Source organism: Sinorhizobium sp. BJ1, assembly GCF_002531555.1.
GTDB classification, from domain to species: Bacteria; Pseudomonadota; Alphaproteobacteria; order Rhizobiales; family Rhizobiaceae; genus Sinorhizobium; species Sinorhizobium fredii_B.
In genome coordinates this window covers 181,528-206,702 of record NZ_NWTH01000003.1, presented here as the reverse complement: position 1 = coordinate 206,702, position 25,175 = coordinate 181,528, and the positions used below count along the sequence as shown (strand labels likewise).

Below are 25,175 nucleotides of genomic sequence, written 5' to 3'. Positions count from 1 at the left end.
CAGCCACGCGATGAATCGGATCGCGAGCGACCTGAATCAATCGCTGAATTTGGAAAACGCGATGAAAGTCACCGGCCTCAATATCCACCCCTTGAAAAGCGGTCGCGCCGTGCCGCAAACGGCCGTGACGGTCAATCGCGACGGGTTGGCAGGCGACCGGCGATTCATGGTCGTCGAGCCCGATGGCCAGTTCATCACCCAGCGCGAGTTGCAGGCGCTGGCCCAGGTCGAAGCGACACATATCGACGGCGGCGTTCAACTGAAGATGCATGGCAACGAAATCTCCGTCCGCTTCGATCCGGATAGCCGGCTCGCTGTCCGGGTCTGGTCAAGCGACGTGAATGCAGCCGTTGCCGACGACGCCGTGAATGAGGAGCTGTCGGCCTGGTTCGGGCGTCCGGTCAAGCTCGTGCATATGGACGAGGAGGCCGAGCGCTTCGTTGGCGCCGAATGGGCCGGTATCGCGGCGCCGGTCGGCTTTGCCGACGGCTTCCCGGTGCTGATCACGACGACCGGTTCGTTAGTCGATCTCAATCGAACCCTCGTCGAGAAGGACCAAGTGCCGGTCGGCATGGAGCGCTTCCGCACCAACATCCTCATCGACTGCGAGGAGCCTTGGGCGGAGGACCTGTGGGAAAGCGTGGAGATCGCCGGCATCACCTTCGATCTCGTCAAGCCCTGCGCTCGATGCATCATGACCACGCAGGACCAGATGACCGGTGAACGCATTGGTGGCAATCCGATTCAGGGGCTTGCGGAAAAGCGCATGTCCGCGGATCGCCGCGTGCCGGGCGTGCTCTTCGGCTGGAATGCCGTGCCAAGGGGCGAGGGGATCGTCAGGATCGGCGACGAGGCGAGGGTGGTTCGCCGGCGTACCGAACGCTGGCCGATGAAGATACGCAGCATCGGTTGAGCCGCAGCCACGACCTCGCGGCCATCAATTCCTGTGATTGTATCGTCAATAAATTTGGCTTTGCGCAGATTGTGCGCCGCAATAGGATGGCCCTCAAAAAATAGGAGCTTCCTATGTCCGCTGCCACCCCACCCGCCAAGCATTCGACTGATCACCTGCCTTGGCTGATCATCGCCGCCGGTTCCATGATCGCCATGCTGACCTTCGGTCCCCGCTCGGCCATGGGCTTCTTCCAATTGCCGATGCTCGCCGACACCGGCTGGGATCGAACGACCTTCGGTCTTGCCATGGCCATCCAGAATCTCTGCTGGGGCCTTGGCCAGCCGTTCTTCGGGGCATTGGCTGACAAGTTCGGCACCTGGCGCATGCTGGCGCTGTCCGGTCTTTTCTATTCCAGCGGTTTGTTCATCATGGCCTACGCCAATGCGCCGATCTGGTTGCATGTCGGCGGCGGCGTGCTCGTCGGTCTCGGCGTTGCCTCCGGTTCCTTCGGCATCGTGCTCTCGGCTTTTGCGCGCAATGTCGCGCCTCATCACCGTTCGTTCGTCTTCGGCATTGGTACGGCGGCGGGATCGGCCGGCATGTTCCTGTTCGCGCCGCTGAGCCAGGGGCTCATTTCCGCCTATGGCTGGTCCGACAGTCTCGTCTATCTCGGCTTCCTGATGCTGCTCGTGCCGCTCTTCGCCCTTCCGTTGCGCGGCAATGCCATGTCCGGGCGGCATTCCGAAGCGCTGTCCAAGCAGACCGTCGGCGAGGCCATAAAGGAAGCTCTCGGACACAGGAGCTATCTGCTGCTCGTCTCCGGCTTCTTCGTCTGCGGCTATCAGGTCGCCTTCATCACAGCGCATTTCCCCGCCTATCTCGGCGACATCGGCATCGATGCGCGCTATGCGGTGATCGCGCTCGCCCTGATCGGCTTCTTCAACATCATCGGTTCGCTGTCGGCCGGTTTCATCAGCCAACGCTATTCGAAGCCGTATTTCCTCGTGTGGATCTACCTGGGTCGCTCGGTTGCCGTAGCGGCGTTCCTGCTTCTGCCCCAGTCGCCGACCTCTGTGGTCATCTTCGCGATCGTTATGGGCCTCTTGTGGCTGTCGACCGTTCCGCCGACCAACGCGCTGGTAGCGATCATGTTCGGCACGCGGCACCTCGGTCTGCTCGGCGGCATCGTTTTCCTCTCGCACCAGGTCGGCTCTTTCCTCGGCGTCTGGATGGGCGGCTATCTCTATGACCGCTTGGGATCCTACGATCCGGTCTGGTGGCTGGGGGTCGCGCTCGGCATCTTTGCGGCCATCGTCCATTGGCCGATCGAGGAGCGGGGCGTCGCTCGCCCGGCCTTGGCCTGAGAGATAAGTTCGATGCGTCCGACGATTTGTCGGGCGCATCAGCCTTGAAATCTGTCACAAAACTTTCTAAATCAGTCGCCGCGGCTCAGCCGCTTTTGTTTTGACCTAATTATGCTCACCTTGAGCATAAAGGTGGCCGGAAACGGCGAGAGAGGAGATCTCGATGAGCAGTCTTGACCTTCGCGCGGGCGCAACAGCTGCCCCGGCTTTCCTGAGTGCCGCGGCGCGCTACGGTGTCATGGAAAGGCCGGACCTCGCCTTTACACCGGCGGTTGCCCGTGAGACCGAGCACCTCTACGAGAAGGTCAAGGACTTCATTCCGGCAATCGAGTGGGCGGCCTATGCACCCTATGTGCATGCGATCAACCGGCTGAAGAAGGAGCGCAACGCCGTCATCCTGGCGCACAATTACCAGACGCCGGACATCTTTCACTGCGTTGCCGACATCGTTGGCGATTCGCTGCAACTCGCCCGCGACGCCACCAAGGTCGATGCCGAGATCATCGTCCAGTGCGGCGTGCACTTCATGGCCGAGACGTCGAAGCTGCTCAATCCGGAAAAGACCGTGTTGATTCCCGACGCCAAGGCCGGTTGCTCCCTGTCCGAGTCGATTACCGGCGCGGATGTGCGGCTGCTTAAGGAACGCTATCCCGGCGTGCCGGTCGTCACCTATGTCAACACCTCGGCGGATGTGAAGGCGGAGACGGATATTTGTTGCACCTCGTCCAACGTGCTCGCCGTCGTCGAAAGTTTTGAATCCGACACCGTGCTCTGCATTCCGGACGAATATCTGGCGATGAACGTCGCGCGCCAGTCCAACAAGAAGATCCTGACCTGGAAGGGTCATTGCGAGGTGCACGAGCGCTTCACGGCGGCCGAGCTGCTCGCCTACAAGGATGCCAATCCGGGCATCGAGATCATCGGCCATCCAGAGTGCCATCCGGATGTGATCGAAGTCTGCGATTTCTCCGGCTCCACCTCGGGCATGATCAACTATGTCAAGGACAAGCGGCCGCAGCGCGTGCTGCTCGTCACCGAATGCTCGATGGCGTCCAATATCCAGGCGGAGGTGCAAGGCGTGGATTTCGTCAAGCCCTGCAATCTCTGTCCGCACATGAAGCGCATCACGCTGCCGAAAATCCTCGACAGCCTGCTCAACATGACGGAAGAGGTTCTGGTCGATCCGGCGATCGCCGACCGCGCGCGCCTTGCCGTCGAGCGCATGGTGAACCTCAAGCAGTAATCTCGAGCGGAATGAGGAAAACTGCGCGCGGTTTTCAGCTCGCATCCCGTTCAAATTGACATGGCCGGGCCTTTCGCCCGGCGCTCATGCAAGGCCGTTGGAGGAGTTACCGAGCCATGCTGACCGACCATTTCCGCCCGCAATCCTTCAACGGGATCGATGACATCGTCATCGTCGGCGGCGGCCTTGCCGGGCTTTTCTGCGCGCTGAAGCTGGCGCCGCGTCCGGTCACCATTCTGGCCGCCGCGCCGATCGGCCACGGCGCCTCCTCCGCCTGGGCCCAAGGCGGGATTGCCGCGGCGATGAGCACCGGCGACACCTTCGGAAAGCATGTTGCCGATACGATGGCCGCCGGCGCCGGCATCGTCGACGAGAAGATGACCCGGATGATGGTCGCCGAGGGGCCGGCGCGCATCCACGACCTTCTCGAATATGGCGTCCCCTTCGATCGGGATCTCGAGGGCAAGCTGGTCCTGTCGCGCGAGGCAGCGCATTCCGAGCGGCGCATCGTGCGCGTCAAGGGCGACATGGCCGGCAAGGCGATCATGGAGGCGCTGATCGCCGCCGTACGCAGCACGCCATCGATCCGCGTCATAGAAGGCTATGTCGTCGAGGAACTGGTGCGCGAGGGACGCTTCATTTCCGGAGTCGTCGCGCGCCCGGATGCCGGCCAGTCGAAGACCCGCGTATCCTTCCCGGCACGCGCCGTCGTGCTTTGCTCCGGCGGCCTCGGCCACCTTTACGCCGTCACCACCAATCCGTGGGAAGCCTGCGGCCAGGGCGTCGGCATGGCCGCGCGCGCAGGCGCGATCATCGCCGATCCGGAATTCGTCCAGTTCCACCCGACGGCGATCAACATCGGCAAGGATCCGGCACCGCTCGCAACCGAGGCTTTGCGCGGCGACGGCGCGATCCTCGTCAATACGAAGGGCCGGCGCTTCATGCTCGACATCCACCCGGATGGCGAGCTTGCACCGCGCGACGTCGTCTCCCGCGGCGTGTTTGACGAGGTCAAGGCCGGGCGCGGCGCATTCCTCGATTGCACCAAGGCGATCGGCAAGCATTTCCCGGACATGTTCCCGACCGTCTATGCTTCCTGCATTGCAGCTGGAATCGATCCGGTGAAGCAACCGATCCCCGTCGCTCCGGCGGTCCACTACCACATGGGCGGTGTGTTGACGGACGGGGAGGGCCGCACCTCGATCGACGGCCTGTGGGCCGCCGGCGAAGTGACCTCGACCGGCGTCCATGGCGCCAATCGGCTTGCCTCCAACTCCCTGCTCGAGGCGGTGGTCTTCGCGGCGCGGATTGCCGAAAACATCAAGGGCACGCTCCCGACTCCGAAGCTCACGGAATGGGGAGACAATGCCGGCGAAAACGACGATCCGGTGACGGTAGAGGACAGCCCGCCCTTCCAGCGACTGCGCGGCGTGATGAGCGAATGTGTCGGCGTCGTGCGCACGCGAGAAGGCCTGCTGCAAGCGATCCGCGAGATCGCCGAATTGGAGAGGGTCAATACGCGCTTGCGCTTCGCCAATATCATCACAACGGCCAAGCTCATTGCGGTCGCCGCCCTGCAGCGCACCGAAAGCCGCGGCGGGCATTTCCGCGCCGATTGCCCGACCGAACGTCCGGAATGGCAGCGGCGCACCTATCTGACGCTGGCGCAAGCGGAGCGCCTTGCCGCCGAGGCAGCGGCGGCAGAACCGGCTTGATGCCGCTGCCGCCTCTGCCGCGGAGTCAATTGGGAAATTGGAAAGAAGATCATGACAGTCGCCCTACGTCCGGAACTGCCCGCCCTCCTGGTCGAGGAGCAGGTGAAAACCGCGCTCCTGGAAGACCTCGGCCGAGCCGGCGACATTACGACTTTGGCGACCATCGGACCGGATATGACGGCGACCGCAAATATGAGCGCGCGCGAAGCGGGTATCATTGCCGGCCTGGAGCTGGCGCGCACCGCCTTCCGCCTCGTCGATCCTTCGATCCGCTTCGAAGCACTGGTTGCCGACGGTGATCGTGTCGCACCGGGAATCACGGTTGCGCGGATCTCCGGCCGGGCCCGGGGCGTGCTTTCAGCCGAGCGCGTCGCCCTCAACTTCCTCATGCACCTCTCGGGGATTTCCAGCTACACGGCGAAGTTCGCCGACGAAATCGGCCACACGGCGGCCAAGGTCTGCTGCACCCGCAAGACCATTCCCGGCCTTCGCGCGCTCGAGAAATACGCCGTTCGGCTGGGTGGCGGCTCCAACCATCGCTACGGCCTCGACGACGCGGTGCTGATCAAGGACAACCATATCGCTGTTTCCGGCGGCGTTGCCGGCGCCATCCGTGCGGCCCGCGCCTATTGCGGCCATCTGGTCAAGGTCGAGGTCGAGGTAGACGGGCTCGCCCAGATGCGCGAAGCGCTGACCGCCGCACCCGACGTCATCCTGCTCGACAATATGGGCCCGGAGCTGTTGCACGAGGCCGTGGCCGTCAATGCCGAACATTGGAGCTTGAGCGCCGCCTCCTATGCGGGTGACCTGCGCCGCACTCGGCTGGAGGCGTCCGGAAATGTCAAGATCGAGACGATCCGTGCGATCGCCGAGTCCGGCGTCGATTACATCTCAACGTCGAAGATCACCATGGCGGCGCCGACGCTCGACATCGGGCTCGATATTTCGATCTGACGCTCCTCCAGCAGGCCGTTTCAACTCGCCCAGCGCCGCATCTCCGGAATTGTCGTGGGAACGAGATCGGCAACCGCGCGTTGCTTCTCAAACCGACAGCGAGGAAGAGAACGATGATGATCAGGGTGATAATCGCGCTCGCCGCCACCGCGGGACTGGCGGTCGCTGCCTTCGCACAACAGTCATCGCAGACAGCGACGGCGGAATTCGTCGGCAAGGACGGCACGGACACCGGACGAGCCACGTTGACGTCCGGCGGCAAGGGTGTGCTGATCGAGATGGAGGTCAGCGGCCTACCCAAGGATACGTGGGTGGCCTTCCATGTTCATGAAACGGGACGTTGCGACGTCGCGGGCGGCTTCGAATCTGCCGGCAAGCATTTTGTCGGCGGAGACGAAGGCGCGGAGCACGGCTTCCTGGCTGCCCATGGTCCGCATGCCGGCGACATGCCCAATCAATATGTGGGTGCGGACGGCGTCTTGCGCGCCCAGTTGTTCAGCAGCTTCGTCTCGCTCGACGACAAGGCAACGGCCATTCGCGGACGTGCTCTGGTTATCCATGCGCGTTCGGACGACAACCGCAGCCAGCCGGCAGGGGATGCCGGCGACCGGCTCGCCTGCGCCGTGATTAAATAGTGCATCACCCAAAAGTCTGCAGCGGTTTTGGGATAGAGCCATGCATAAAAACAAGGACCTAAAGCGCGCCTCGTGAATGCGGCGCGCCTAGGATCATCGTCCGCCGACCTTGAGCCCCGGGGCAGGGCGCTCGTCGAGAATCTGTCGGCGAAAGCGGAAAAGCGCAGCCGGCCGCCCGCCGGTGGAGGCAAGAGTTCCTCCGGTCGGCTCGACGAGTTCCGCGCCCTCGACCAGCCGGCGGAAGTTCTGCTTGTGCAGATGGCGGCCGGAGATCGCCTCGACCGTTGCCTGAAGGTCGGTAAGGGTGAATTCCGGCGGCATCAATTCGAAGACCACCGGCCGGTATTTGATCTTGCCCCGCAGCCGGGCGACGGCGGTCGCGACGATGCGGCGGTGGTCGTGCCGCATAGCCAGCCCGGCCGCCGGCGTGTCGGATTCGCGGCCATGGCCGTCGATCACCGCTTCGCGCACCAGCCCGGCTTCATAAAGCAGTTCGTAGCGTTCCAGCACGCGCTCCTCGTCCCAGGGGAAATCGTCGAGCCCGAAGGCCAGCCGCACGCGCGATCGGCGTTGCGCACTCGCAGCGGATTTCTCGTCGCCGGCAAGGCCGGCTTCCCAGCGGGCAAGTGCAGGCAGGATCGTCTGGTCGAGCACGGCAGGACGTCCGTGCCGCCAATCTTCCCAAGGCAGATAGCCGTGCCAGTCCCGCCAATGGGCGCCGGCTTCCGCCAATCTCTCGTTGTTTTCGGCGTCGGTGCGCGTCAGCGCCAGATAGCCGACGGAGACCATGTGCTTGCCTTCTTCACCCGGCAGGCGCTGGCGTCCGCGATCGCCGAAGGTGTAGAGCTGCTCAATATAGCCGAGCTTCAGCGCCGTTCGTTTTTCGACGCGGGCGCGCAGGCTGGCCTCGAAAGTGCGGTGGCGGGCTGGATCGAAGGGGCCGAAGGGCAGGCTGTCGCGCATGTCGCCGTCCGTTTCGCTGACCGCGAGGATGCGCGGACTGCGGTTGACGACGGCAACGATGACCGCGTTGAGGCCAATCTCGACGGTGACCGGCACTCCTTCAGGGTGCATGGCGCTCATTTTCCTGGAGAAGACGCAGGAGGAAGGGCGCATTGCCGTCGGCGTCCGCTCCGCGGCCGATTGCCCGCACCGCGGCGACGAGCCGTCCTTGCCGCGACAGCGCCTCGTCGCCGATCTCGATGATGCGTGTGTTCGGCGTCGCGAAGGGCGAGGCGAGCCGCAAGCGTTTTACGAGCGCCTCGTCGTCCTGGTCCGGCGCGACGGCGAGAGCTGCGATCAGTGCCGCGGCGGGCGAGCGGGAAATCCCCATCCAGCAATGGACGAGGAGCGGTCGCGAGCGGTCCCACTTGCGGGCGAAGTCGATGATCTGCGCGACATGCGCCTCCTGCGGCGCGATCAGATCCCCCGTTCCGGCAAAGCTGATGTCGTTGACGCCGATCGTCACGTGCTTGGTCGCGTCGATCACTCCCGGTCGGTGAAAATCCTGTCCTCGTGCCACGAGGCTGAGCATCTCGCGGCAACCGTGGCGGACGGCCATTTCTGCGATTCGGCCGAGCGGCGATACGACGATGCCTGCCATGTCAGGCCTCCTGGCTCGTTTTGGTCCACTCCGCTTCCAGCGAAGTGAAACGCGCGGCGAAAAGCCGCTGCGCATCGACCGCCGGCAAGGGATCGATCAGCAGGGTCTCGCGCGTGACGCCACGCGGCTGGCCGAAGAACTTGCGCGCCTCCTCCGGTGAAAAGCCGGCAAGTTCGGTCGCTTCGAAATAGGCGGCGACGCGGTCGGCTTTCTTGATCCGCTCCTTGAGCTCCTTGGGGGTATGGGGCGGCAAGCCGAAGCGCAGATGGACGGCGCTTTCGAGCCGCTTCTCCACCGCCTTGTAACCTCCGCCGACCACGGCCTTGAACGGCGAAATCATGTCGCCGATGACATATTCGGGCGCATCGTGAAGGAGCGCCATCAGGCAGTCGCCCGCGTTGCAACGGTTGGTCCGGCGAAAGATATCTTCGACCAACAGGCTATGCTGGGCGACGGAAAAGGCGTGATCGCCAACTGTCTGGCCGTTCCAGCGGGCAACCCGGGCAAGGCCGTGGGCGATATCCGAAAGCTCGACGTCGAGCGGCGAGGGGTCGAGCAGATCGAGCCGTCGACCGGAAAGCATCCGCTGCCACGCGCGCGCATTCATCATGCGCTCGCCTCGTCCGCCTCGGCCGGAAAGGCAAGACCCGTCCAGCCGGGCAATTTCAAGGTGACCGGCACGTCGCCGGCGAGGATCGGGTCGCTCTTGGCGATCGCTTCGCCCGCCTTGTCGATGCGCACGATCGCGAGGGCTGCCTTGTCCTGGACGGTGCCGAGCGCGCCGATCGGACGCCCGTTGATGGTAAGGCTCGTGCCCGTCGGCGGGAGCGGGGCCTCGCCGGAGACAATCACGACACGGCGCCGCGCCGTGCCTCGGTGCTGCATCCGCGAGACGACCTCCTGGCCGACATAACAGCCCTTGCGGAAGGAGAGACCACCGTTCAGATCCATCAGCACGTCATGCGGAAAGGCGTCCTGCAGCGCGTAGTCTCGGTTCACGACGGCGATACCGGCCGCAATCCGCAGACGATCGTAGTCGGCGATGCTGGCCTCAGCGTCCGCTATTGCGTGATAAAGACGGAATACGGGCAGCCCGGCCCTCTCGAACCGATGGTCGCGATAGCTGCCCTCGGGCCGGTCCTCCTCCCCGAAAACGACTGCGACCGGCGCCGGCGTGAGAAGGGAGAGCTCCACCGCCGATCGCAGCTTGTACATGGTCAGTCGCTTCAACAGCGCCTCGACTTGATCGAGGGACGTTTCAAGCCGCAACGCCTCTCCATCGCGGGAGATCAGGAAGTCGAAAAATATCTTGCCCTGCGGCGTCAGCAGCGCCCCTGGCCGCACTTCGTCCTCAGCCAGCGCGCCGATGTCGGTGGTAACCAGGCTCTGCAGCAGCGTGCCGGCATCCGTGCCGGAAACGCTGATGATCGCGCGGTCGTCGAGGCAAAGTTTGGGCATGGTTTCGAATCCCGTTCTCTCTGCTGCATGCTTCCTTAAATCGTATTCGATTTAAGGAAAAAGATGCAGTAATTCAAAGATGCTACAGCGGCCTTTGTGCGTCTGAAAAGACGCACGGCGCTGTAGTCGAAGAGGTAGGATTTTCGCCGGTGAAGGACAAGCGTGCGATCAATCGCCGGCGACGAAGAATTTCCACTGGCCGTCGGGCGCGATGCCAACGCGGTAGAAATTGTAGTTGCCCAATTCTTCCATGCCAGCGAAATCGCCGGCGGTCACCAGCCGGAAGAGGTCGACCTTCTCCGGAGGGGTCAAGGAAGACAACGGCTTCTCGGCGAAATAGGGCCAGACATAGGCCTCCTCCGGCGTGCCCTTGTCGGCATGGACGAAGCCGGTCGAAAGAACATCGAGCAGGATTGCAAGGATTTCGACGCCATCCTGGTCGCCGGACAACCCTTTGAGAATTGCGATCGGGTCTTCATCGCCGCCGCTGCCGCTTACCTGGGTCTGGGTCGGACCCTTGCCAAGCAGCGGACGAAGCCGCTCGATGTCGCCGGAGGCGGCCGCCTCGACGATCAGTTCGCGCATGCGGGCGACTTGCGCCGGAATTTTCGAGACGTCTGTCAGAACCTCGACCGGTTGGACCACTTCTGGCGCGGCATCCTTGGCCTCGGTCGCGGACTTGTCGACAAGCGGATCGGGCATCGGAATTTCGAGCGGCTCCTCCGACTCGGTCTCGGGTGCCGCCGCCGGCGTCGCGTTCTCTGCACTATCGGCGGGAGCGGGAGGAGGCGCGCCCTTCAATTCGCTCAATGCGAATGCCGCCGGAGCCGCCATTGGGACATAGAGAACGGCGCCCGCCAGCAACAACATGACGAGGCGCACCGCTCTGGCACGGCCTGCAAGGTTCCGGGTCATGGGCAGTCCTGATGCTATTGGATTGAGCGCTGTGGCGAGAATTCTCCGGCGAGCATGCGCTCACGAAGCGAATTCAGCATGGCCTCGGCGCCATCTTCGCCATGCAGCCGAATGGTTTCGCGCATGGCCAACGCAATTGCCGCGTCGGCAATGATCTCCGGCTCGATCCCATCCGCCATGCCGTCCGCCCAGGCTTCGTTCTGGTGTTCCAGAGCCGCCTGCATTTTCTCATGAACGATCATGTCGTCGATGTCGGTCAGGCTTGGTTCCATCATTCGTTCCATGCGGCTTCCATCACGTGCACTTGGCCAACCTAGCGCCTCTCTGCTGAACCGCAACTGAACGGACAGACGGGCCGGTCACTTCTTACCACTCTCTTAACGGACTTTAGCAGCCTTTTCCCGAAACGACACGGGCGGGCGGAAAAAGAGGTTAATTTATCCCTAATTTCCAAAGCGCGCGACGATTTCGGAGGCGAGTGTTGCACCTTCGGCACGGTATCGCTCTTCGGCGATCGTCGCGGGCTCCGTGCAGCTCGTATAGACCGCGGCGAAGGTTCTATACCCGCGGTTGAACGCGGCCGTCATGCGCTCGCGCCGCTTCGGCTCGTCGGCGGTCTCCTTGTCGATCAGGTCCTGCATCGAGCGGCGCCAGGCGTCTTCAGGCTTGCCGAGGCAGAGATTGCGCAGATAGTGAACCGACCCGAGGATTTCGGCCAGGCGGACAAGGCGCGGCTCATAGGGAGGCGGTTTGTCTTCGACGGCAGGCGGCGCGGCCTGCGGCTCCTGAGGGGCGGGGGAGGCCTCCTGCGCGGCAGCCCCTGCTGCGATCGCGAGCATGTTGCCGGTCAGGAGAAGTCGGAATAGGAGTGGCGCTACGGTCATCAGTCCATCAAATCCGAATCGGCTCCGCTTGCAAGGGCGTCGCGGCTCGGGCGGATCGACGGCCGAATGCGGGTCAGTTTTTCCACACAATGTCGGACGCTCTCCGGAATGGGCAGGGCGAAGATCTCCTCCGGCGTGAACCAGCCGGCATCTGCCGCGTCGTCCGAAGCGATGGCCTCGCAATCCGCATCCGCCTCCACCGTGAAGACGGAGAGCAGGAAATGCCGGCTCTCCGATTGGCTCGGGATAAGGTCATAAGTCTCGAAAAGCACCGGATCGCGGCCGCAGATGCCGGTCTCTTCGGCGAGTTCGCGCAAGGCCGTTTCCGGAGGTGTTTCGCCGGGCTCCGCGCGGCCGCCCGGAAAGGCATACATGTCGGCCGATGGCGGGTTGGCCCGGCGGACGAGCAGGTAGCGTCCATTCCGCTCGATAATGGCGGAGGAGGCAAGTTGGGGCTGGCGTGTCATTTGCTGTTCTAGATTCATATGGTCGTTGACCCATCCTACGTGAAGTGCCACATCCATGCCATGTGCGGACGTTTTGCGCTGACGGCGAGCCCCGAAGAACTGTTGGAGCTGTTTGGCCTGCTGAAGGTGGAAGACTTTCCGGCGAGGTTCAATATCGCGCCGACGCAGCCGATCCTCATCATCGTTGCTTCCGAGCGGCCGGAGCCGGGCAGCAACCTGCCTGATCGCAAGGCCATGCTCGTCCGCTGGGGCTTCACCCCGGGCTGGGTGAAGGATCCGCGCAGCTTTCCGCTGCTCATCAATGCCCGCGCCGAGACCGCGACGGAGAAGGCCGCCTTCCGCGCCGCGATGCGTCACCGCCGCATTCTGGTGCCGGCATCCGGCTTCTACGAGTGGCATCGTCCGCCGAACGGCAGCCCTGATGCCTCGCAGGCCTATTGGGTTCGACCGAAGAAGGGCGGCATCGTTGCTTTCGCCGGTCTTATGGAGACCTGGTCGTCGGCCGACGGATCGGAGGTCGACACTGCCGCCATTCTGACCACCGGCGCGAACAAGGTGATCCGACGCATCCATGATCGCATGCCCGTGGTGATCCCGCCGGAGGAATTTTCCCGCTGGCTGGACTGCAGGACGCAGGAACCGCGCGCCATCGCCGACCTCCTGGTTCCGGCGCCTGAGGATTTCTTCGAGGCGATACCCGTATCCGATAGGGTCAACAAGGTCGCGAATGCCGGCCCCGACCTTCAGGACGAAGTGACACCCGTCGCATCGGCGAAAAGAACTCCCGCCGAGGACCGTGAGAAAGACAACGGACAGTTGACCCTCTTTTAGAGCGAGCTCCGCCCTGTCGTCGGACGCTTGGCGAGTTTCTTGGCGGCAGGCTTGGCTTTCGCCTGTAGTGCAGCGGCAAGCACGGCCTTGAGGCCAACCGGCCGATATTTCGCCACGAGATCGGCTGCTGCTGGCTTGGAGCCGGACGTTGTGGAGCCGGGCGTCTTGGCGGGTTTCATTTGCAGTCTCCTTGATGCTTCCCTAGATCGGAAACGCTTCGTCTTCGCTTTTGTGCCCGAAAACGGCGTTTCTCCTTGTTCCGCGGGAAACACGGGATCCGATGCAGCACGAACCGCAGCCCGAATCACGTTTCCCGGCCGGCGATCCCGTCAAGTCAAATCATGACAAATCCATGGCCGGGTTCTGGCGTTCACGCCCACCTTTGCTTGCATGCGGCTGACCTCTTGACCGACGCCATGCGACGCGCGATAAGGATCGCCATGAAAACGGTTATCTGCATTATTTGCCGGAAGATTATTCGCTAGCGATCCGCTGGCCTGGCCGTTTTCGTCTCCCGAAATCCAAGATGACAAACGTGCGGGCCGCCCCGGGCGTATAGTGTTACGGTTGCATGCGACTTGGAGATTGTTGGGATGGGCGGAGTACCGACTTTGAAGCTGTACAACACGCTGACGCGGGAAAAGGCCGATTTCCGGCCGATCGACCCTGAAAACGTCCGCATGTATGTCTGCGGCCCGACCGTCTACGACTATGCCCATATCGGCAACGCCCGGCCAATCATCGTCTTCGACGTGCTTTTCCGGCTGCTTCGCCATGTCTTCGGCGAAAGCCATGTCACCTATGCGCGCAACATCACGGACGTCGACGACAAGATCAATGCGCGAGCGCTGCGCGACTACCCCGGCCTGCCGCTGAACGAGGCGATCCGCCGCGTCACCGAGAAGACCGAGACGCAGTTCCTCGACGATGCCGCGGTGCTCGGCTGCCTGGATCCGACGGTACAGCCGCGCGCCACCGAGAGCATCCCCGAGATGGTCGAGATCATCGAGAAGCTCATAGCCAGGGGCCATGCCTATGAATCCGAGGGCGAAGTGCTCTTCGACACGAGGTCGATGGCGGACTACGGTCAGCTCTCGAAACGCAATCTGGACGAGCAGCAGGCCGGTGCGCGAGTCGCGGTCGAGGCGCATAAGAAAAATCCCGGCGATTTCGTGCTTTGGAAGCTTTCGCAGGAGCATGAGCCCGGCTGGGACAGTCCATGGGGACGCGGCCGGCCCGGCTGGCATATCGAATGCTCGGCGATGAGCGGCCGCTATCTCGGCGAAGTCTTCGACATCCATGGCGGCGGGCTCGACCTGATCTTCCCGCATCACGAGAACGAGATCGCCCAGTCGCGCTGCGCGCACGGCACGGATGTCATGGCGAATGTCTGGATGCACAACGGCTTCCTGCAGGTCGAAGGCCGCAAGATGTCGAAGTCGGAAGGCAATTTCGTCACCATCTACGAGCTCCTGCACACGGAGAAGTTCGGTCGCCGCAAATGGCCGGGCGAGGTGCTGAGGCTGGCGATGCTGATGACGCATTATCGCGAGCCGATCGATTTTTCGATCAAGCGGCTGGAGGAAGCCGAGCACTTGCTCTCCAGATGGCCGGTGCCCGGCGAGGCGACGGGCGAGCCGGACGCCGCCATCGTGGCTGCGCTTGCGGACGATCTCAACACCGTCGCGGCGATCCAGGCACTGCACGCCTTGGCGCAGAAGGCGTCGGTGGATGCGCAGTATCTCGGCGCCTTCGCCGCAAGCGCCGCGCTGATCGGCGTGCTGCCGAAGGAGATCGAACTCGACGAAGCGGTTGTCCAGGAGATCGATGGTCGCGTGCGTGCCCGCCTCGAACTCCTGAAAGCGAGGAACTATGCCGAAGCCGACAGCATCCGCGCCGATCTCCTGGACCGGGGCATCCAGCTCAAGGACGGCAAGGATCCGGAAACAGGCGAACGGGTCACCACCTGGGAAGTGAAACGGTCACAGACCTGACGATTGCCGCGGCGGCGCCTGCGGACGAGGAGGAAGATATGGCTGACGATATCCATACCGGCGGATGCCAATGCGGTGCGGTCCGCTTCCGCATCGAGGGCAAGCTCGGCGACGCCTCGGTCTGCCATTGCCGCATGTGCCAGAAGGCAAGCGGAAATTTTTACCTGCCGCTCGTTTCCGTGCGCGAGGCGAAGGTCGCCTGGACACGGGGCGAGCGCAAGCGGTTCCAGTCCTCCAACGCGGTTTGGCGCGGCTTCTGCGGTGATTGCGGCACACCGCTCACCTTCGAGGCGCCGGACGGCATGGCGCTGGCGATTGCCGCTTTCGACAGGCCTGAAGGCATTGCGCCGACCATTCAGTGGGGGACGGAAGCGAAGTTGCCCTATGTCGACCACGTGCCGAACTTGCCCGGCGAGGAGACGATGACGGACGTCGACGCGGCGTCTTACCTGGCCGATCTTGTTTCCTATCAGCATCCCGATCATGACACCGAAACCTGGCCCCGGAGGAGAGACAATGAGTGACGCCGTGCGAACTGGAGGGTGTCAGTGCGGTTCGGTCCGTTTCCGCATTCGGGGCGCGCTCGGCCGCCCGTCGATCTGCCATTGCCGGATGTGCCAGAAGCAGTTCGGGTCGTTCTTTTCGGCCTTGGTGACGGCACCGAAGGACGGGGTCGAATGGACGCGCGACGAACCGAGCTATTTCCAGTCCTCGGTCAATATCGATCGCGGCTTTTGCCCGAAATGCGGGACCCCGCTGACCTATCGCCATCCGGGCGGTCTCGAAATCGCAATCGGCGCCTTCGACGATCGCTCCGATCTCGCACCGCAGATCCAGGTCAATTACCAGGCCCGCCTGCCTTGGGTCGAAACGATCTTCGATCAGCCGGTCCACGATGATCAGGACTACTATGCCCGCCAGGAGCGGATCATCTCCTTCCAGCATCCCGATCACGAGACGGAGCAGTGGCCGTCGGCAGGGCAGTGGACATCATGATCCGGCGCATCTTCACGGGCGGCTGCCAATGCGGTCAGGTACGTTACCGTGCCGAGGGCACGCTCGACGATCCGCATATCTGTCACTGCCGCATGTGCCAGAAGGCGGCCGGCAATTATTTTCTGCCGCTTGCCAATATCGCGCGCCAGGATTTCAGCATCACACGCGGCCAGCCTTCTTGGTTCCGTTCCTCGGATCTGGTGCGGCGCGGCTTCTGCCGCAATTGCGGAACGCCGCTCTTCTACGACATGCCCGACGCCAGCTTCTTGAACATCGCGCTCGGTTCTCTCGACGATCCCGATGACGTCCAACCGATTTATCAGTCCGGCGTCGAGTCGCGGATGATCTGGTTTTCGCACCTGCCAAGACTTCTTGAAAGGGACACGGACGATGGCAGCGCGGCGGCCGGCGAGCGTCATCTGCGCGTGCTTGAATCGAACCGGCAACACCCCGACTTCGATACCGTTCACTGGCCACCCGAGGAAAACTTGTCGTGAGTGCTGCACCGAGAACTCTCTATCCGGAAATTGAACCCTATGCCTCGGGTCACCTCGCGGTTGGCGATGGGCATGTGATCTATTGGGAAAAGGTCGGCACGCCCGGGGCGAAGCCGGCCGTGTTCCTGCACGGCGGTCCGGGCGGCACGATCTCGCCGAACCATCGCCGTCTCTTCGATCCGGCGCTGTACGATGTGACGCTGTTCGACCAGCGCGGCTGCGGCAATTCGACCCCGCATGCCGGGATCGAGGCCAATACGACCTGGCATCTCGTCGCCGACATCGAGCGGCTGCGTGAACTCGCCGGCGTTGAAAAATGGCTGGTTTTCGGCGGCTCCTGGGGCTCGACGCTGGCGCTTGCCTATGCCGAAAAGCATCCCGAGCGCGTGTCCGAACTGGTCGTCCGCGGCGTCTATATGCTCACCAGGGCCGAGCTCGACTGGTACTATCAGTTCGGCGTCTCGGAGATGTTTCCCGACAAGTGGGAACGCTTCGTCGCCCCGATCCCGCCGGAAGAGCGCCATGAGATGATGCGTGCCTATCACCGCCGCTTGACGAGCGACGACCGTGCGACGCGGCTTGCGGCGGCCAAGGCCTGGAGCATCTGGGAGGGCGAGACGATAACGCTTATGCCCGAGCCGGCGACCAGTACCCGCTTCGAGGAAGAAGAGTTTGCCGATGCCTTTGCGCGGATCGAGAACCATTTTTTCGTCAATGCCGGTTGGCTGGGCGAGGGGCAATTGCTGCGCGATGCGCACAAACTGCACGGCATTCCGGGCGTCATCGTGCACGGCCGCTACGACATGCCCTGTCCGGCCAAGTATGCCTGGCAGTTGCACAAGGCCTGGCCCGAGGCCGAATTCCATTTAATCGAGGGGGCAGGGCACGCCTATTCCGAGCCGGGCATTCTCGATCGCTTGATTCGCGCGACCGACAAATTCGCCGGCAAGGCCGAATAGCGGGATGGCCAGAACCCGCACTGATTCTAGACCCTGATTTTTGGACCGAGCCATGACCAAGGAACGTATCTATCTCTTCGACACGACGCTTCGAGACGGACAGCAGACGCCCGGTATCGACTTTTCCGTCGAGGACAAGATCGCCATCGCCGCCATGCTCGACGAATTCGGCATGGACTATGTCGAGGGCGGATATCCCGGCGCCAATCCGACCGATACGGAGTTCTTCACGAAGAAGCGTACGCAGAAGGCCTCCTTCGTCGCCTTCGGCATGACCAAGCGCGCCGGTGTCTCCGCTTCCAACGATCCCGGCCTCAATGCGCTGCTCGCAGCCAAGAGCGATGCGATCTGTCTTGTCGCCAAGAGCTGGGACTACCATGTCGAGGTGGCGCTCGGCTGTTCGAACGAGGAAAATCTCGAGAATGTCCGCGCCTCCGTCGAGGCGGTCGTCGCCTCCGGCCGTGAGGCGATGGTGGATTGCGAGCATTTCTTCGACGGCTACAAGGCAGATCCGGCCTATGCGATCGCCTGTGCGAAAACGGCGCTCAAGGCCGGGGCGCGCTGGGTGGTGCTCTGCGATACCAATGGCGGCACGCAGCCGCCTGAAATCCGCGAGATCGTATCGGCGGTGATCGCGTCCGGGGTACCGGGCGCCAATCTGGGCATCCACGCGCACAATGATACGGGCCAGGCGGTGGCGAATTCCTTGGCTGCGGTCGAGGCCGGCGTGCGGCAGATCCAGGGAACACTGAACGGTATCGGCGAACGCTGCGGCAATGCCAACCTGGTGACGCTGATTGCGACACTGGCGCTGAAGGAAACCTATTCGGGGCGCTTCGAGACCGCCATCGACGCCGACAGGCTGCAGGAACTGACGAGCCTTGCCCACGCCTTCGACGAACTGCTCAACCGCTCGCCGGACCCGCAGGCGCCCTATGTCGGCGCTTCGGCCTTCGCCACGAAGGCCGGCATCCATGCCTCGGCGCTCCTGAAGGATCCGCGCACCTACGAACATGTCGCGCCCGAGTCGGTCGGCAACCTGCGCAAGGTCATGGTCTCCGACCAGGGCGGCAAGGCGAACTTCATCAACGCGCTCAAGCGGCGCGGCATCATCGTCTCGAAGGACGATCCGCGGCTCGACCGGCTGATCGAGATCGTCAAGGAGCGCGAGGCGACAGGCTATGCCTATGAGGGAGCGGATGCGAGTTTCACGCTGCTCGCCAACCGGATCCTCGGCACCGTGCCCGACTTTTTCCATGTGGAAAGCTTCCGGGTCATGGTCGAGCGCCGCTTCGATGCGAACGGCAATCTGAAGACCGTGTCGGAGGCCGTGGTCAAGGTCATCGTCGACGGCGAAGTGATGATGTCGGTCGCCGAGGGGCATGGTCCGGTCAATGCGCTCGATCTTGCTCTCCGCAAGGATCTCGGCAAATTCCAGTCGGAGATCGCCGATCTCGAACTTGCCGACTACAAGGTGCGCATCCTCAATGGCGGCACCGGGGCGGTCACCCGCGTGTTGATCGAATCGACGGACCAGACGGGCGCTCGCTGGTGGACGGTCGGCGTCTCCGACAACATCATCGATGCGTCCTTCCAGGCGCTGATGGACAGCATCGTCTACAAGCTGCTCAAGAACCGCGACCAGGTCGGGCTTATTGCCGCCGAATAGCCCTCGAGCCTTTCCTGGTTAAATGGAAACATTCTGCCGGAGCAGGTTTTCGACAGGGCAGAGGCGATTGCCGAGAGTCGTACCCGGACGTACGGCCGAGGCGATCGCCTCTGATCCTGGGGGAAAGATGCCCGGCCCTTCGGGGTTGGCTGAAGCGGGCGGCCTGTTTGCTCGGCCGGCTTCGCCGTAGCGTTGGCTACGCCGCGCGCCAGCCGAGCAAACATTCCGCTCCGCTTGAGCCAACAGAATGGTTCAATTTAACCAGGAAAGGCTCTAGCTCCACGTTCAGCGTCGCTCATGCATCGGTTCACGGAAATGAATTGGTGCATCACCTTTGGTTGGAGTAGGACGCGAGAAGGAGGGACGGCAGTTCTCCGCTGATGACTGGCCGTCGATTGCAATCGGAGCACGCCCGCTTGGCTCCGGTCGAATTTTCAGGATCAAGATCATGGCAGAGCCGAATGCGAAACAGCCCGCCGAGAATACCGATTCCGCGAGAGGATTCGCCTTCGCGCTGACAGCCTACCTCCTCTGGGGTTTCCTGCCCTTCTTCATGAAGGCCGTGGCGCACATCCCTGCGGCCGAAGTCGTCGCGCACCGCATCGTCTGGTCTGTCCCGCTCGCCGGCCTGGTGCTTCTGTGGCTCGGCCGCACGCAGGAGATCAAGACCGCGTTGCGTTCGCCGCGCATGCTGAAGATGGCGACGCTCACGGCCGTCCTGATCACGGTCAACTGGGGCATCTATGTCTGGGCGATCGGTGCCGGGCGGGCGATCGAGACGGCACTCGGCTATTACATCAACCCGCTGTTCTCGATTTTCCTGGGGGCCCTCCTGCTCAAGGAAAGACCGAGTCCGACGCAGATGGTGGCGATCGCGCTCGCTGCGCTTGCGGTCGCCGTACTCGCCTTCGACGCCGGCGGCCTGCCCTGGGTTTCGATCGGGCTCTGTATCTCCTGGGGCTTCTACGCCTTCTTCCGCAAGACGCTGCCCATCGGGCCGAATCAGGGCTTTTTCCTCGAGGTGCTTCTGCTCAGCGTCCCGGCGATCGGCTACATCATCTGGCTCGAAGCAACGGGGCAGGGGCACTTTGGCGACACAAGCATGACCGACGTCGTCCTCCTTCTGTCCTGCGGCCTCGTCACGGCCGTGCCGCTGATGATCTATGCCAATGGCGCCAAGCTCTTGCGGCTCTCGACCATCGGCATCATGCAGTATATCGCCCCGACGATGATTTTCGTGATCGCCGTCTTCGTGTTCCACGAGCCCTTCGGCGCCGCGAAACTCATCGCCTTCGCGCTGATCTGGGCGGCGCTCATCGTCTATTCGGGAGCGATGCTGGCCGAAAGCAGGGCGCGCCGCGCCGCACAGCCGACGCCTGCGGAATAGCTCAAAGCTTAGAGATGATCTCGGTTTCGCCCTCGCGACCATTCGCGGCGGCGGAAGCCAGAATGCCCGGGACGATGTCCTCGGCCCGGTCGATCACCAGCGGCTGAACCAGGTGGGCCGTGTGGACGAAGCCTTGCTCGCGCATGTGCTGCATGAGTTCGAGCATCGGCGCCCAGAAACCGTTGATATTGCCGAACACCATCGGCTTGCGGTGACGGCCGAGCTGCGCCCAGGTCATGATCTCGACGATCTCCTCGAGCGTGCCTATGCCGCCGGGCAGCGCTACGAAGGCGTCGGCGCGCTCGAACATCGTGTGCTTGCGCTCGTGCATGTCGCCGGTAACGATGAGCTCGTTGAGCTGCCCGAGCGAGTGGCGGGTCGCTTCCTTGTCCATCAGGAATTCGGGAATGATGCCGGTGACGTGACCGCCGGCCGAAAGCACGCCGCTCGCCACTGCACCCATGATGCCGCGCGTGCCGCCGCCATAGACGAGCTGCAGGCCATGATCGGCAATCGATTTGCCGAGAAGACGCCCCGCCTCGATATGTGCGGGGTCGCGTCCGGGCTGTGAACCGCAATAGACGCAGACGGATCGAATCGGAATATCATGCTCGCTCATGAAGGCAAAAGACATTGCAGCGCAGCACCGGTCAAGGAAAATGCGCGAAAACCTGTCGTGCCGGTGCTTGCCGGAGCAGTCGAAGCTTGTGCTTAACTACAGGAAACGTTAGCAATTTCCGCATTACATTGAAGAATTCGGACGGCCGATCGCCGTTGCGCTATAATGTGTCAAAGGCTTGCAGGTTGTGAGCCGATAAAGGGGCATGTGCGGAGCACCGTTCCGCTCCTGTGGAGAGTGGCATGATTAAGAACAAGGCCAGCTGGGTGGCCCTCGGTGTGCTGGCGATTGCGACTGCATTGATGGTCTTCGTGGTTCAGCCGAACCTCGATCTGAATGATGATGACAAGGCGCAGACCGCGCAACCCACGGCAGACGGCAGTGAGACCGCAGGGTCGGCGCCGGCCGCCAAGGTCGGAGACGCTTCGAGCACCGCGCAAAGCACGACCACGGAGCAGGCGGCTGGGACGGTTGCCGGTACTGCTCCCGGTGCGGCTACCGACTTGACCGTTCCAGGCTTTGATCTTCTTCGCGTCGAGCCGGACGGCTCGACCGTCGTCGCCGGTCGTGCCCAGCCGGGCACGAAGCTCGAAATTCTGAGCGGCGATATGGTTGTCGGTACGGCCGATGTCGGCGCCGCCGGGGACTTTGCCGCCGTGTTCGACAAGCCGCTTGCCGCCGGCGACCACCAGCTGACGCTCAGGAGTGTCGGCGCCGACGGCGTCAGCAAGATCTCGGAAGAGGTTGCGACCATTTCCGTGCCGAAGGAGCCGGGTGGGCAACTGCTGGCCATGGTCTCCAAGCCGGGCGAGGCGAGCCGGCTGATCACCACGCCGAAGGCCAAGCCGACCGAGACTGCCGCCGCACCCGCCACGCAGAACGGCGCGCCGGAGGCGGCGCTCGCGACGCCGGCCGCCTCCAATATCGTGCCGGGGCTGCAGGTGACGGCCGTCGAGATCGAAGGCAGGAAGATATTCGTTGCCGGCAATGCGAAACCCGGAGCGCTGGTGCGTATCTATGCCGACGACAAGCTCGTTGGTGAGATGAAGGCGGACGACAAGGGGCATTTCGTCGTCGATGGTTCGATTGACCTCGCGGTCGGCAGCCACATCATCCGTGCAGACATGATGAGTGAGGACGCCGCCAAGGTGGCGATGCGCGCCTCGGTGCCTTTCGACAGGCCGGCCGGCGCACAGGTCGCTGCGATTGCCGGCTCCTCTGCGGACTCCGCTACCCCTGGCCTCGACGGGCTGAGGACGGAGGCCGGCAAGGCGCTTGTCCTGTTGAAGGGCCTCTTCGCCGATGGCAAGCAGCCCTCCGCCGAGCAGCTTGCCGCGGCTCGTTCGGCAACGGAGTTTGCGCTCAAGTCGCTTTCCGAGTTCAAGCCGGCCGACAGTTCCGGCGCGGCGCAGGCGGCAGCGGCGGCCGAGGCTTCGAAGGCAGCCGCCGAGGCCTTGAAGCTTCTGAGGAATTCGCCGCAGGACCCGGCAAGCGTCGCCGCTACGCTGAGCAAGGTTGATGGTGTCGTCGGAGCCGCCTTGCCGCGACAGGCGGGCGGGACTGCGGTTGCGGCCTCTGCCAAGCCCCAGACCTCGGCGAGCGACGCGCCGGAACCCGAGAGCGCGACGAATGCCGCAACTCAGTCGTCGAGCGGTGAGATCGCTGCATCGCCAACGGCTGGCGCGCAGCCTGCAACGATCGAGCAACCGCCGCTCAAGCAAAGCAAGGAATCGGTGATCATCCGCCGCGGCGATACGCTCTGGCAGATTTCGCGTCGGGTCTATGGTGCGGGCGTGCGTTACACGACGATCTATCTCGCCAATCGCGAAGCGATCGACAATCCCGACCTGATCCGTCCTGGTCAGGTGTTCGGGGTTCCGAACGAGACTCTCTCCGATGAGGAATCGCGCGAGATGCATCGCAAGCGCGTAAGGCGCGAATAATCATCGCTGCTCCAACCGCAGTTCCATTGCGGTGGTGCAGTTGTAGACCTATCTGTAAGGACAGGCGGCGTCCGTCACGGACGCCGCTTTTCATTGAGTTGCAACGGGATCGCGGACACGGTACCCGGCCTCTCGGTTGACGGTGGAGTCGCGTGCGTTCGGCATCGCCGCGATTCTGAGAAGCATTGGAAGCAGACACGTGGCACCCCAGAAGCAGAAGAAAACGATTTCCGCCGATGCCGCCAATCCAGTGGGTACGATCGCCAATCTCTGGCCCTATATGTGGCCGGCCGAGCGTCCCGATCTCAAGCTACGCGTCATTTGGGCGACCATCATCCTTGTCGCCGCCAAAATTGTCCTCGTCCTGGTTCCTTATTTCTTCAAATGGGCGACGGATGCGCTGAACAACAAGCCGGACGCGCTCGGCTTCCTGCCGCAATTCCTGACCGGAGCCGTCATGCTGGTGCTCGCCTACAATCTGGCGCGCCTGCTGCAGTCCGGCCTCAATCAATTGCGCGATGCCCTTTTTGCGAGCGTCGGCCAGCACGCCGTGCGGCAGCTTGCCTACAGGACCTTCGTCCACATGCATCAGCTGTCGCTGCGCTTCCACCTGGAGCGGCGCACGGGCGGGCTCTCGCGCATCATCGAGCGGGGCACCAAGGGCATCGAGACGATCGTTCGCTTCACGATCCTGAACAGCGTCCCGACATTGATCGAGTTTCTGCTGACGGCGATGATCTTCTGGTGGGGCTACGGCTTCAGCTATCTCCTCATCACCGCTATCACCGTCTGGCTGTACATCTGGTTCACCGTACGCGCCAGCGACTGGCGGATCGCCATTCGCCGTTCGATGAACGACAGCGACACCGATGCGAACACCAAGGCAATCGATTCGCTGCTCAACTTCGAGACCGTCAAATATTTCGGCAATGAAGAAATGGAGGCGAAGCGCTTCGACAAGTCGATGGAGCGCTACGAACGCGCTGCCACTCAAGTCTGGACCTCGCTCGGCTGGCTGAACTTCGGCCAGGCGCTGATATTCGGGGCTGGCACGGCCGTGATGATGACGATTTCGGCGCTCGCCGTGAGGAGCGGCGAGCAGACCATCGGCGACTTCGTCTTCATCAACGCGATGCTGATCCAGCTTGCGATTCCGCTGAACTTCATCGGTTTCGTCTATCGCGAGATCCGTCAGGGGCTGACGGATATCGAAAATATGTTTGATCTTCTCGACGTTCAGGCGGAGGTGGTCGACCGGCCGAATGCGAAGGAACTCGACATCGGGCGCGGCGCGGTCGCCTTCAAGGACGTGTATTTCGCCTATGATCCAGCCCGTCCGATTCTCAAGGGAATTTCCTTCGAGGTGCCCGCCGGCAAGACGGTCGCGGTTGTCGGCCCGTCCGGCGCCGGAAAGTCCACCCTGTCGCGGCTGCTCTACCGCTTCTACGACGTTCAGCGGGGATCGATCACGGTCGACGGTCAGGACGTGCGCGGCGTTACTCAGAAGAGTCTCCGCGCCGCGATCGGCATGGTCCCCCAGGACACGGTGCTCTTCAACGACACGATCGCCTACAACATCCGCTACGGCCGCGTCGAAGCCTCGGAATTTGAGGTCGAGGCGGCCGCGGAAGCCGCACAGATCGCCGACTTCATCCGCGGCCTGCCGGAGGGTTATCGAGCGATGGTCGGCGAGCGAGGGTTGAAGCTCTCGGGCGGCGAGAAACAGCGCGTTGCGATAGCACGTACGATTCTTAAGGCACCGCCGATCCTTATCCTCGACGAGGCGACCTCCGCGCTCGACACGAAGACGGAGCAGGAAATCCAGGCGGCCCTCGACGTCGTGTCGCGCAACCGCACCACGCTCGTGATCGCGCATCGTCTGTCGACCGTCATCAACGCCGATGAGATCATCGTTCTCAAGGACGGCGTCATTGCCGAGCGCGGCACGCATGCCGAATTGATCGACCGTGATGGCCTCTACGCCTCCATGTGGAGCCGTCAGCGCGAGGCAACACAAGCGGAGGAGCAATTGAAGCGGGTGCGCGAGCGCGACGATCTCGGTATCGTCGACCGCGGCGCTCCAGCAGCGTGACGTAACCGGCATTTAGCCGTTCGCCGTTGCCGGGCCCTCGAATTCGCGCTAGTTC

26 protein-coding genes are annotated in these 25,175 nt (G+C 63.0%); 16 read left to right on the top strand and 10 right to left on the bottom strand.

The genetic code is table 11. The features are described from left to right. The first annotated feature begins 61 nt into the window (after window positions 1–61). From CO676_RS04325 to CO676_RS04300, 6 genes are all read left to right on the top strand, one after another. Entirely contained in the window at window positions 62–913 is an 852-nt protein-coding gene (locus CO676_RS04325) for an MOSC domain-containing protein (RefSeq protein ID WP_097519939.1), read from the top strand. Window positions 914–1,026: 113 nt separating this feature from the next. Next, window positions 1,027–2,259 carry an MFS transporter gene (locus CO676_RS04320; RefSeq protein WP_014761599.1) on the top strand — a complete coding sequence of 411 codons (1,233 nt, stop codon included), beginning with the start codon at window positions 1,027–1,029 and terminating at the stop codon, window positions 2,257–2,259. Between the two features lie 163 nt (window positions 2,260–2,422). Further along, window positions 2,423–3,502, top strand: a complete 1,080-nt coding sequence (nadA, locus tag CO676_RS04315) for a quinolinate synthase NadA (protein ID WP_097519754.1) — start codon at window positions 2,423–2,425, stop codon at window positions 3,500–3,502. A gap of 116 nt (window positions 3,503–3,618) precedes the next feature. Beyond that, window positions 3,619–5,217 (top strand): L-aspartate oxidase, encoded by a 1,599-nt coding sequence (locus CO676_RS04310; protein ID WP_097519753.1) that lies wholly within the window; start codon window positions 3,619–3,621, stop codon window positions 5,215–5,217. A 51-nt stretch (window positions 5,218–5,268) separates the two neighbouring features. Further along, window positions 5,269–6,171 (top strand): carboxylating nicotinate-nucleotide diphosphorylase, encoded by a 903-nt coding sequence (gene nadC / locus CO676_RS04305; RefSeq protein ID WP_097519752.1) that lies wholly within the window; start codon window positions 5,269–5,271, stop codon window positions 6,169–6,171. Between the two features lie 116 nt (window positions 6,172–6,287). Further along, window positions 6,288–6,806, top strand: a complete 519-nt coding sequence (locus CO676_RS04300; RefSeq protein WP_097519938.1) for a superoxide dismutase family protein — start codon at window positions 6,288–6,290, stop codon at window positions 6,804–6,806. Between the two features lie 93 nt (window positions 6,807–6,899). Here CO676_RS04300 and CO676_RS04295 read toward each other — a convergent pair whose 3' ends face one another. The 8 genes from CO676_RS04295 to CO676_RS04260 form a co-directional block, all read right to left on the bottom strand. Further along, the gene (locus tag CO676_RS04295; RefSeq protein ID WP_097519751.1) at window positions 6,900–7,880 is read right to left on the bottom strand and encodes an NAD regulator; all 981 of its coding nucleotides are present in this window, start codon (window positions 7,878–7,880) and stop codon (window positions 6,900–6,902) included. Continuing rightward, window positions 7,870–8,409: a tyrosine phosphatase family protein gene (locus CO676_RS04290; RefSeq protein WP_097519750.1), complete on the bottom strand. Its 540-nt coding sequence runs from the start codon at window positions 8,407–8,409 to the stop codon at window positions 7,870–7,872. The genes CO676_RS04295 and CO676_RS04290 overlap by 11 nt, the downstream gene beginning before the upstream one ends. 1 nt (window position 8,410) lies before the next feature. Continuing rightward, complete coding sequence (locus tag CO676_RS04285) at window positions 8,411–9,019, bottom strand: HD family hydrolase (protein ID WP_097519749.1); 609 nt, start codon at window positions 9,017–9,019, stop codon at window positions 8,411–8,413. Continuing rightward, complete coding sequence (locus CO676_RS04280; protein ID WP_097519748.1) at window positions 9,016–9,867, bottom strand: folate-binding protein YgfZ; 852 nt, start codon at window positions 9,865–9,867, stop codon at window positions 9,016–9,018. The genes CO676_RS04285 and CO676_RS04280 overlap by 4 nt, the downstream gene beginning before the upstream one ends. A gap of 168 nt (window positions 9,868–10,035) precedes the next feature. Beyond that, entirely contained in the window at window positions 10,036–10,782 is a 747-nt protein-coding gene (locus CO676_RS04275) for a hypothetical protein (protein ID WP_097519747.1), read from the bottom strand. Window positions 10,783–10,796: 14 nt separating this feature from the next. Further along, window positions 10,797–11,066, bottom strand: a complete 270-nt coding sequence (locus CO676_RS04270) for a hypothetical protein (RefSeq protein WP_018239227.1) — start codon at window positions 11,064–11,066, stop codon at window positions 10,797–10,799. Between the two features lie 159 nt (window positions 11,067–11,225). Then, window positions 11,226–11,666, bottom strand: coding sequence for a TIGR02301 family protein (locus CO676_RS04265; RefSeq protein WP_041413899.1), 441 nt, complete (start codon window positions 11,664–11,666; stop codon window positions 11,226–11,228). Next, a complete protein-coding gene (locus CO676_RS04260) occupies window positions 11,666–12,133 on the bottom strand; it encodes an NUDIX hydrolase (protein WP_097519937.1) in 468 nt (155 codons plus the stop codon). The genes CO676_RS04265 and CO676_RS04260 overlap by 1 nt, the downstream gene beginning before the upstream one ends. Window positions 12,134–12,193: 60 nt before the next feature. Between CO676_RS04260 and CO676_RS04255 the strand changes: the two genes are divergently transcribed. Beyond that, entirely contained in the window at window positions 12,194–12,964 is a 771-nt protein-coding gene (locus CO676_RS04255) for an SOS response-associated peptidase (RefSeq protein ID WP_097519746.1), read from the top strand. On the opposite strand, the gene CO676_RS04250 is transcribed toward CO676_RS04255, so the two are convergent. After that, window positions 12,961–13,143, bottom strand: coding sequence for a hypothetical protein (locus CO676_RS04250; RefSeq protein ID WP_097519745.1), 183 nt, complete (start codon window positions 13,141–13,143; stop codon window positions 12,961–12,963). The genes CO676_RS04255 and CO676_RS04250 overlap by 4 nt on opposite strands. Window positions 13,144–13,557: 414 nt before the next feature. Between CO676_RS04250 and cysS the strand changes: the two genes are divergently transcribed. From cysS to rarD, 7 genes are all read left to right on the top strand, one after another. Then, window positions 13,558–14,958, top strand: a complete 1,401-nt coding sequence (cysS, locus tag CO676_RS04240; protein WP_097519744.1) for a cysteine--tRNA ligase — start codon at window positions 13,558–13,560, stop codon at window positions 14,956–14,958. A 38-nt stretch (window positions 14,959–14,996) separates the two neighbouring features. Beyond that, the gene (locus tag CO676_RS04235) at window positions 14,997–15,482 is read left to right on the top strand and encodes a GFA family protein (protein WP_041413901.1); all 486 of its coding nucleotides are present in this window, start codon (window positions 14,997–14,999) and stop codon (window positions 15,480–15,482) included. Further along, window positions 15,475–15,954, top strand: a complete 480-nt coding sequence (locus tag CO676_RS04230) for a GFA family protein (RefSeq protein WP_014761618.1) — start codon at window positions 15,475–15,477, stop codon at window positions 15,952–15,954. The genes CO676_RS04235 and CO676_RS04230 overlap by 8 nt, the downstream gene beginning before the upstream one ends. Next, on the top strand, window positions 15,951–16,451 hold the full coding sequence (locus tag CO676_RS04225; RefSeq protein WP_014761619.1) for a GFA family protein: 501 nt from the start codon (window positions 15,951–15,953) through the stop codon (window positions 16,449–16,451). The genes CO676_RS04230 and CO676_RS04225 overlap by 4 nt, the downstream gene beginning before the upstream one ends. After that, entirely contained in the window at window positions 16,448–17,410 is a 963-nt protein-coding gene (gene pip / locus CO676_RS04220; RefSeq protein WP_097519743.1) for a prolyl aminopeptidase, read from the top strand. The genes CO676_RS04225 and pip overlap by 4 nt, the downstream gene beginning before the upstream one ends. 52 nt (window positions 17,411–17,462) lie before the next feature. Next, the gene (gene cimA, locus CO676_RS04215) at window positions 17,463–19,079 is read left to right on the top strand and encodes a citramalate synthase (protein ID WP_097519742.1); all 1,617 of its coding nucleotides are present in this window, start codon (window positions 17,463–17,465) and stop codon (window positions 19,077–19,079) included. 448 nt (window positions 19,080–19,527) lie between these two features. Continuing rightward, complete coding sequence (gene rarD, locus CO676_RS04205) at window positions 19,528–20,466, top strand: EamA family transporter RarD (RefSeq protein ID WP_097519936.1); 939 nt, start codon at window positions 19,528–19,530, stop codon at window positions 20,464–20,466. A gap of 1 nt (window position 20,467) precedes the next feature. Here the strand turns inward: rarD and CO676_RS04200 are convergent, their stop codons facing one another. Then, the gene (locus tag CO676_RS04200) at window positions 20,468–21,085 is read right to left on the bottom strand and encodes a TIGR00730 family Rossman fold protein (RefSeq protein ID WP_097519935.1); all 618 of its coding nucleotides are present in this window, start codon (window positions 21,083–21,085) and stop codon (window positions 20,468–20,470) included. A gap of 242 nt (window positions 21,086–21,327) precedes the next feature. On the opposite strand from CO676_RS04200, the gene CO676_RS04195 reads away from it, so the two are divergent. Together CO676_RS04195 and CO676_RS04190 are read left to right on the top strand one after the other, a co-directional pair. After that, window positions 21,328–23,028 carry a LysM peptidoglycan-binding domain-containing protein gene (locus CO676_RS04195; RefSeq protein WP_014761625.1) on the top strand — a complete coding sequence of 567 codons (1,701 nt, stop codon included), beginning with the start codon at window positions 21,328–21,330 and terminating at the stop codon, window positions 23,026–23,028. Between the two features lie 199 nt (window positions 23,029–23,227). Continuing rightward, window positions 23,228–25,120, top strand: coding sequence for an ABC transporter ATP-binding protein/permease (locus CO676_RS04190; RefSeq protein ID WP_097519740.1), 1,893 nt, complete (start codon window positions 23,228–23,230; stop codon window positions 25,118–25,120). The last annotated feature ends 55 nt before the right edge of the window (window positions 25,121–25,175 follow it).

Bases quoted from the DNA above. Each gene is read 5' to 3' on its own strand.
- CO676_RS04320 (WP_014761599.1), top strand. From the start codon at position 1,027: ATGTCCGCTGCCACCCCACCCGCCAAGCATTCGACTGATCACCTGCCT.
- CO676_RS04235 (WP_041413901.1), top strand. From the start codon at position 14,997: ATGGCTGACGATATCCATACCGGCGGATGCCAATGCGGTGCGGTCCGC.
- CO676_RS04275 (WP_097519747.1), bottom strand. From the start codon at position 10,782: ATGACCCGGAACCTTGCAGGCCGTGCCAGAGCGGTGCGCCTCGTCATG.
- CO676_RS04265 (WP_041413899.1), bottom strand. From the start codon at position 11,666: ATGACCGTAGCGCCACTCCTATTCCGACTTCTCCTGACCGGCAACATG.
- CO676_RS04310 (WP_097519753.1), top strand. From the start codon at position 3,619: ATGCTGACCGACCATTTCCGCCCGCAATCCTTCAACGGGATCGATGAC.
- CO676_RS04290 (WP_097519750.1), bottom strand. From the start codon at position 8,409: ATGGCAGGCATCGTCGTATCGCCGCTCGGCCGAATCGCAGAAATGGCC.
- CO676_RS04260 (WP_097519937.1), bottom strand. From the start codon at position 12,133: ATGACACGCCAGCCCCAACTTGCCTCCTCCGCCATTATCGAGCGGAAT.
- CO676_RS04325 (WP_097519939.1), top strand. From the start codon at position 62: ATGAAAGTCACCGGCCTCAATATCCACCCCTTGAAAAGCGGTCGCGCC.
- nadA (WP_097519754.1), top strand. From the start codon at position 2,423: ATGAGCAGTCTTGACCTTCGCGCGGGCGCAACAGCTGCCCCGGCTTTC.
- CO676_RS04295 (WP_097519751.1), bottom strand. From the start codon at position 7,880: ATGCACCCTGAAGGAGTGCCGGTCACCGTCGAGATTGGCCTCAACGCG.
- CO676_RS04280 (WP_097519748.1), bottom strand. From the start codon at position 9,867: ATGCCCAAACTTTGCCTCGACGACCGCGCGATCATCAGCGTTTCCGGC.
- rarD (WP_097519936.1), top strand. From the start codon at position 19,528: ATGGCAGAGCCGAATGCGAAACAGCCCGCCGAGAATACCGATTCCGCG.
- CO676_RS04255 (WP_097519746.1), top strand. From the start codon at position 12,194: ATGTGCGGACGTTTTGCGCTGACGGCGAGCCCCGAAGAACTGTTGGAG.
- CO676_RS04230 (WP_014761618.1), top strand. From the start codon at position 15,475: ATGAGTGACGCCGTGCGAACTGGAGGGTGTCAGTGCGGTTCGGTCCGT.
- nadC (WP_097519752.1), top strand. From the start codon at position 5,269: ATGACAGTCGCCCTACGTCCGGAACTGCCCGCCCTCCTGGTCGAGGAG.
- CO676_RS04250 (WP_097519745.1), bottom strand. From the start codon at position 13,143: ATGAAACCCGCCAAGACGCCCGGCTCCACAACGTCCGGCTCCAAGCCA.
- CO676_RS04225 (WP_014761619.1), top strand. From the start codon at position 15,951: ATGATCCGGCGCATCTTCACGGGCGGCTGCCAATGCGGTCAGGTACGT.
- CO676_RS04285 (WP_097519749.1), bottom strand. From the start codon at position 9,019: ATGATGAATGCGCGCGCGTGGCAGCGGATGCTTTCCGGTCGACGGCTC.
- cysS (WP_097519744.1), top strand. From the start codon at position 13,558: ATGGGCGGAGTACCGACTTTGAAGCTGTACAACACGCTGACGCGGGAA.
- CO676_RS04300 (WP_097519938.1), top strand. From the start codon at position 6,288: ATGATCAGGGTGATAATCGCGCTCGCCGCCACCGCGGGACTGGCGGTC.
- CO676_RS04270 (WP_018239227.1), bottom strand. From the start codon at position 11,066: ATGGAACGAATGATGGAACCAAGCCTGACCGACATCGACGACATGATC.
- CO676_RS04195 (WP_014761625.1), top strand. From the start codon at position 21,328: ATGATTAAGAACAAGGCCAGCTGGGTGGCCCTCGGTGTGCTGGCGATT.
- CO676_RS04200 (WP_097519935.1), bottom strand. From the start codon at position 21,085: ATGAGCGAGCATGATATTCCGATTCGATCCGTCTGCGTCTATTGCGGT.
- cimA (WP_097519742.1), top strand. From the start codon at position 17,463: ATGACCAAGGAACGTATCTATCTCTTCGACACGACGCTTCGAGACGGA.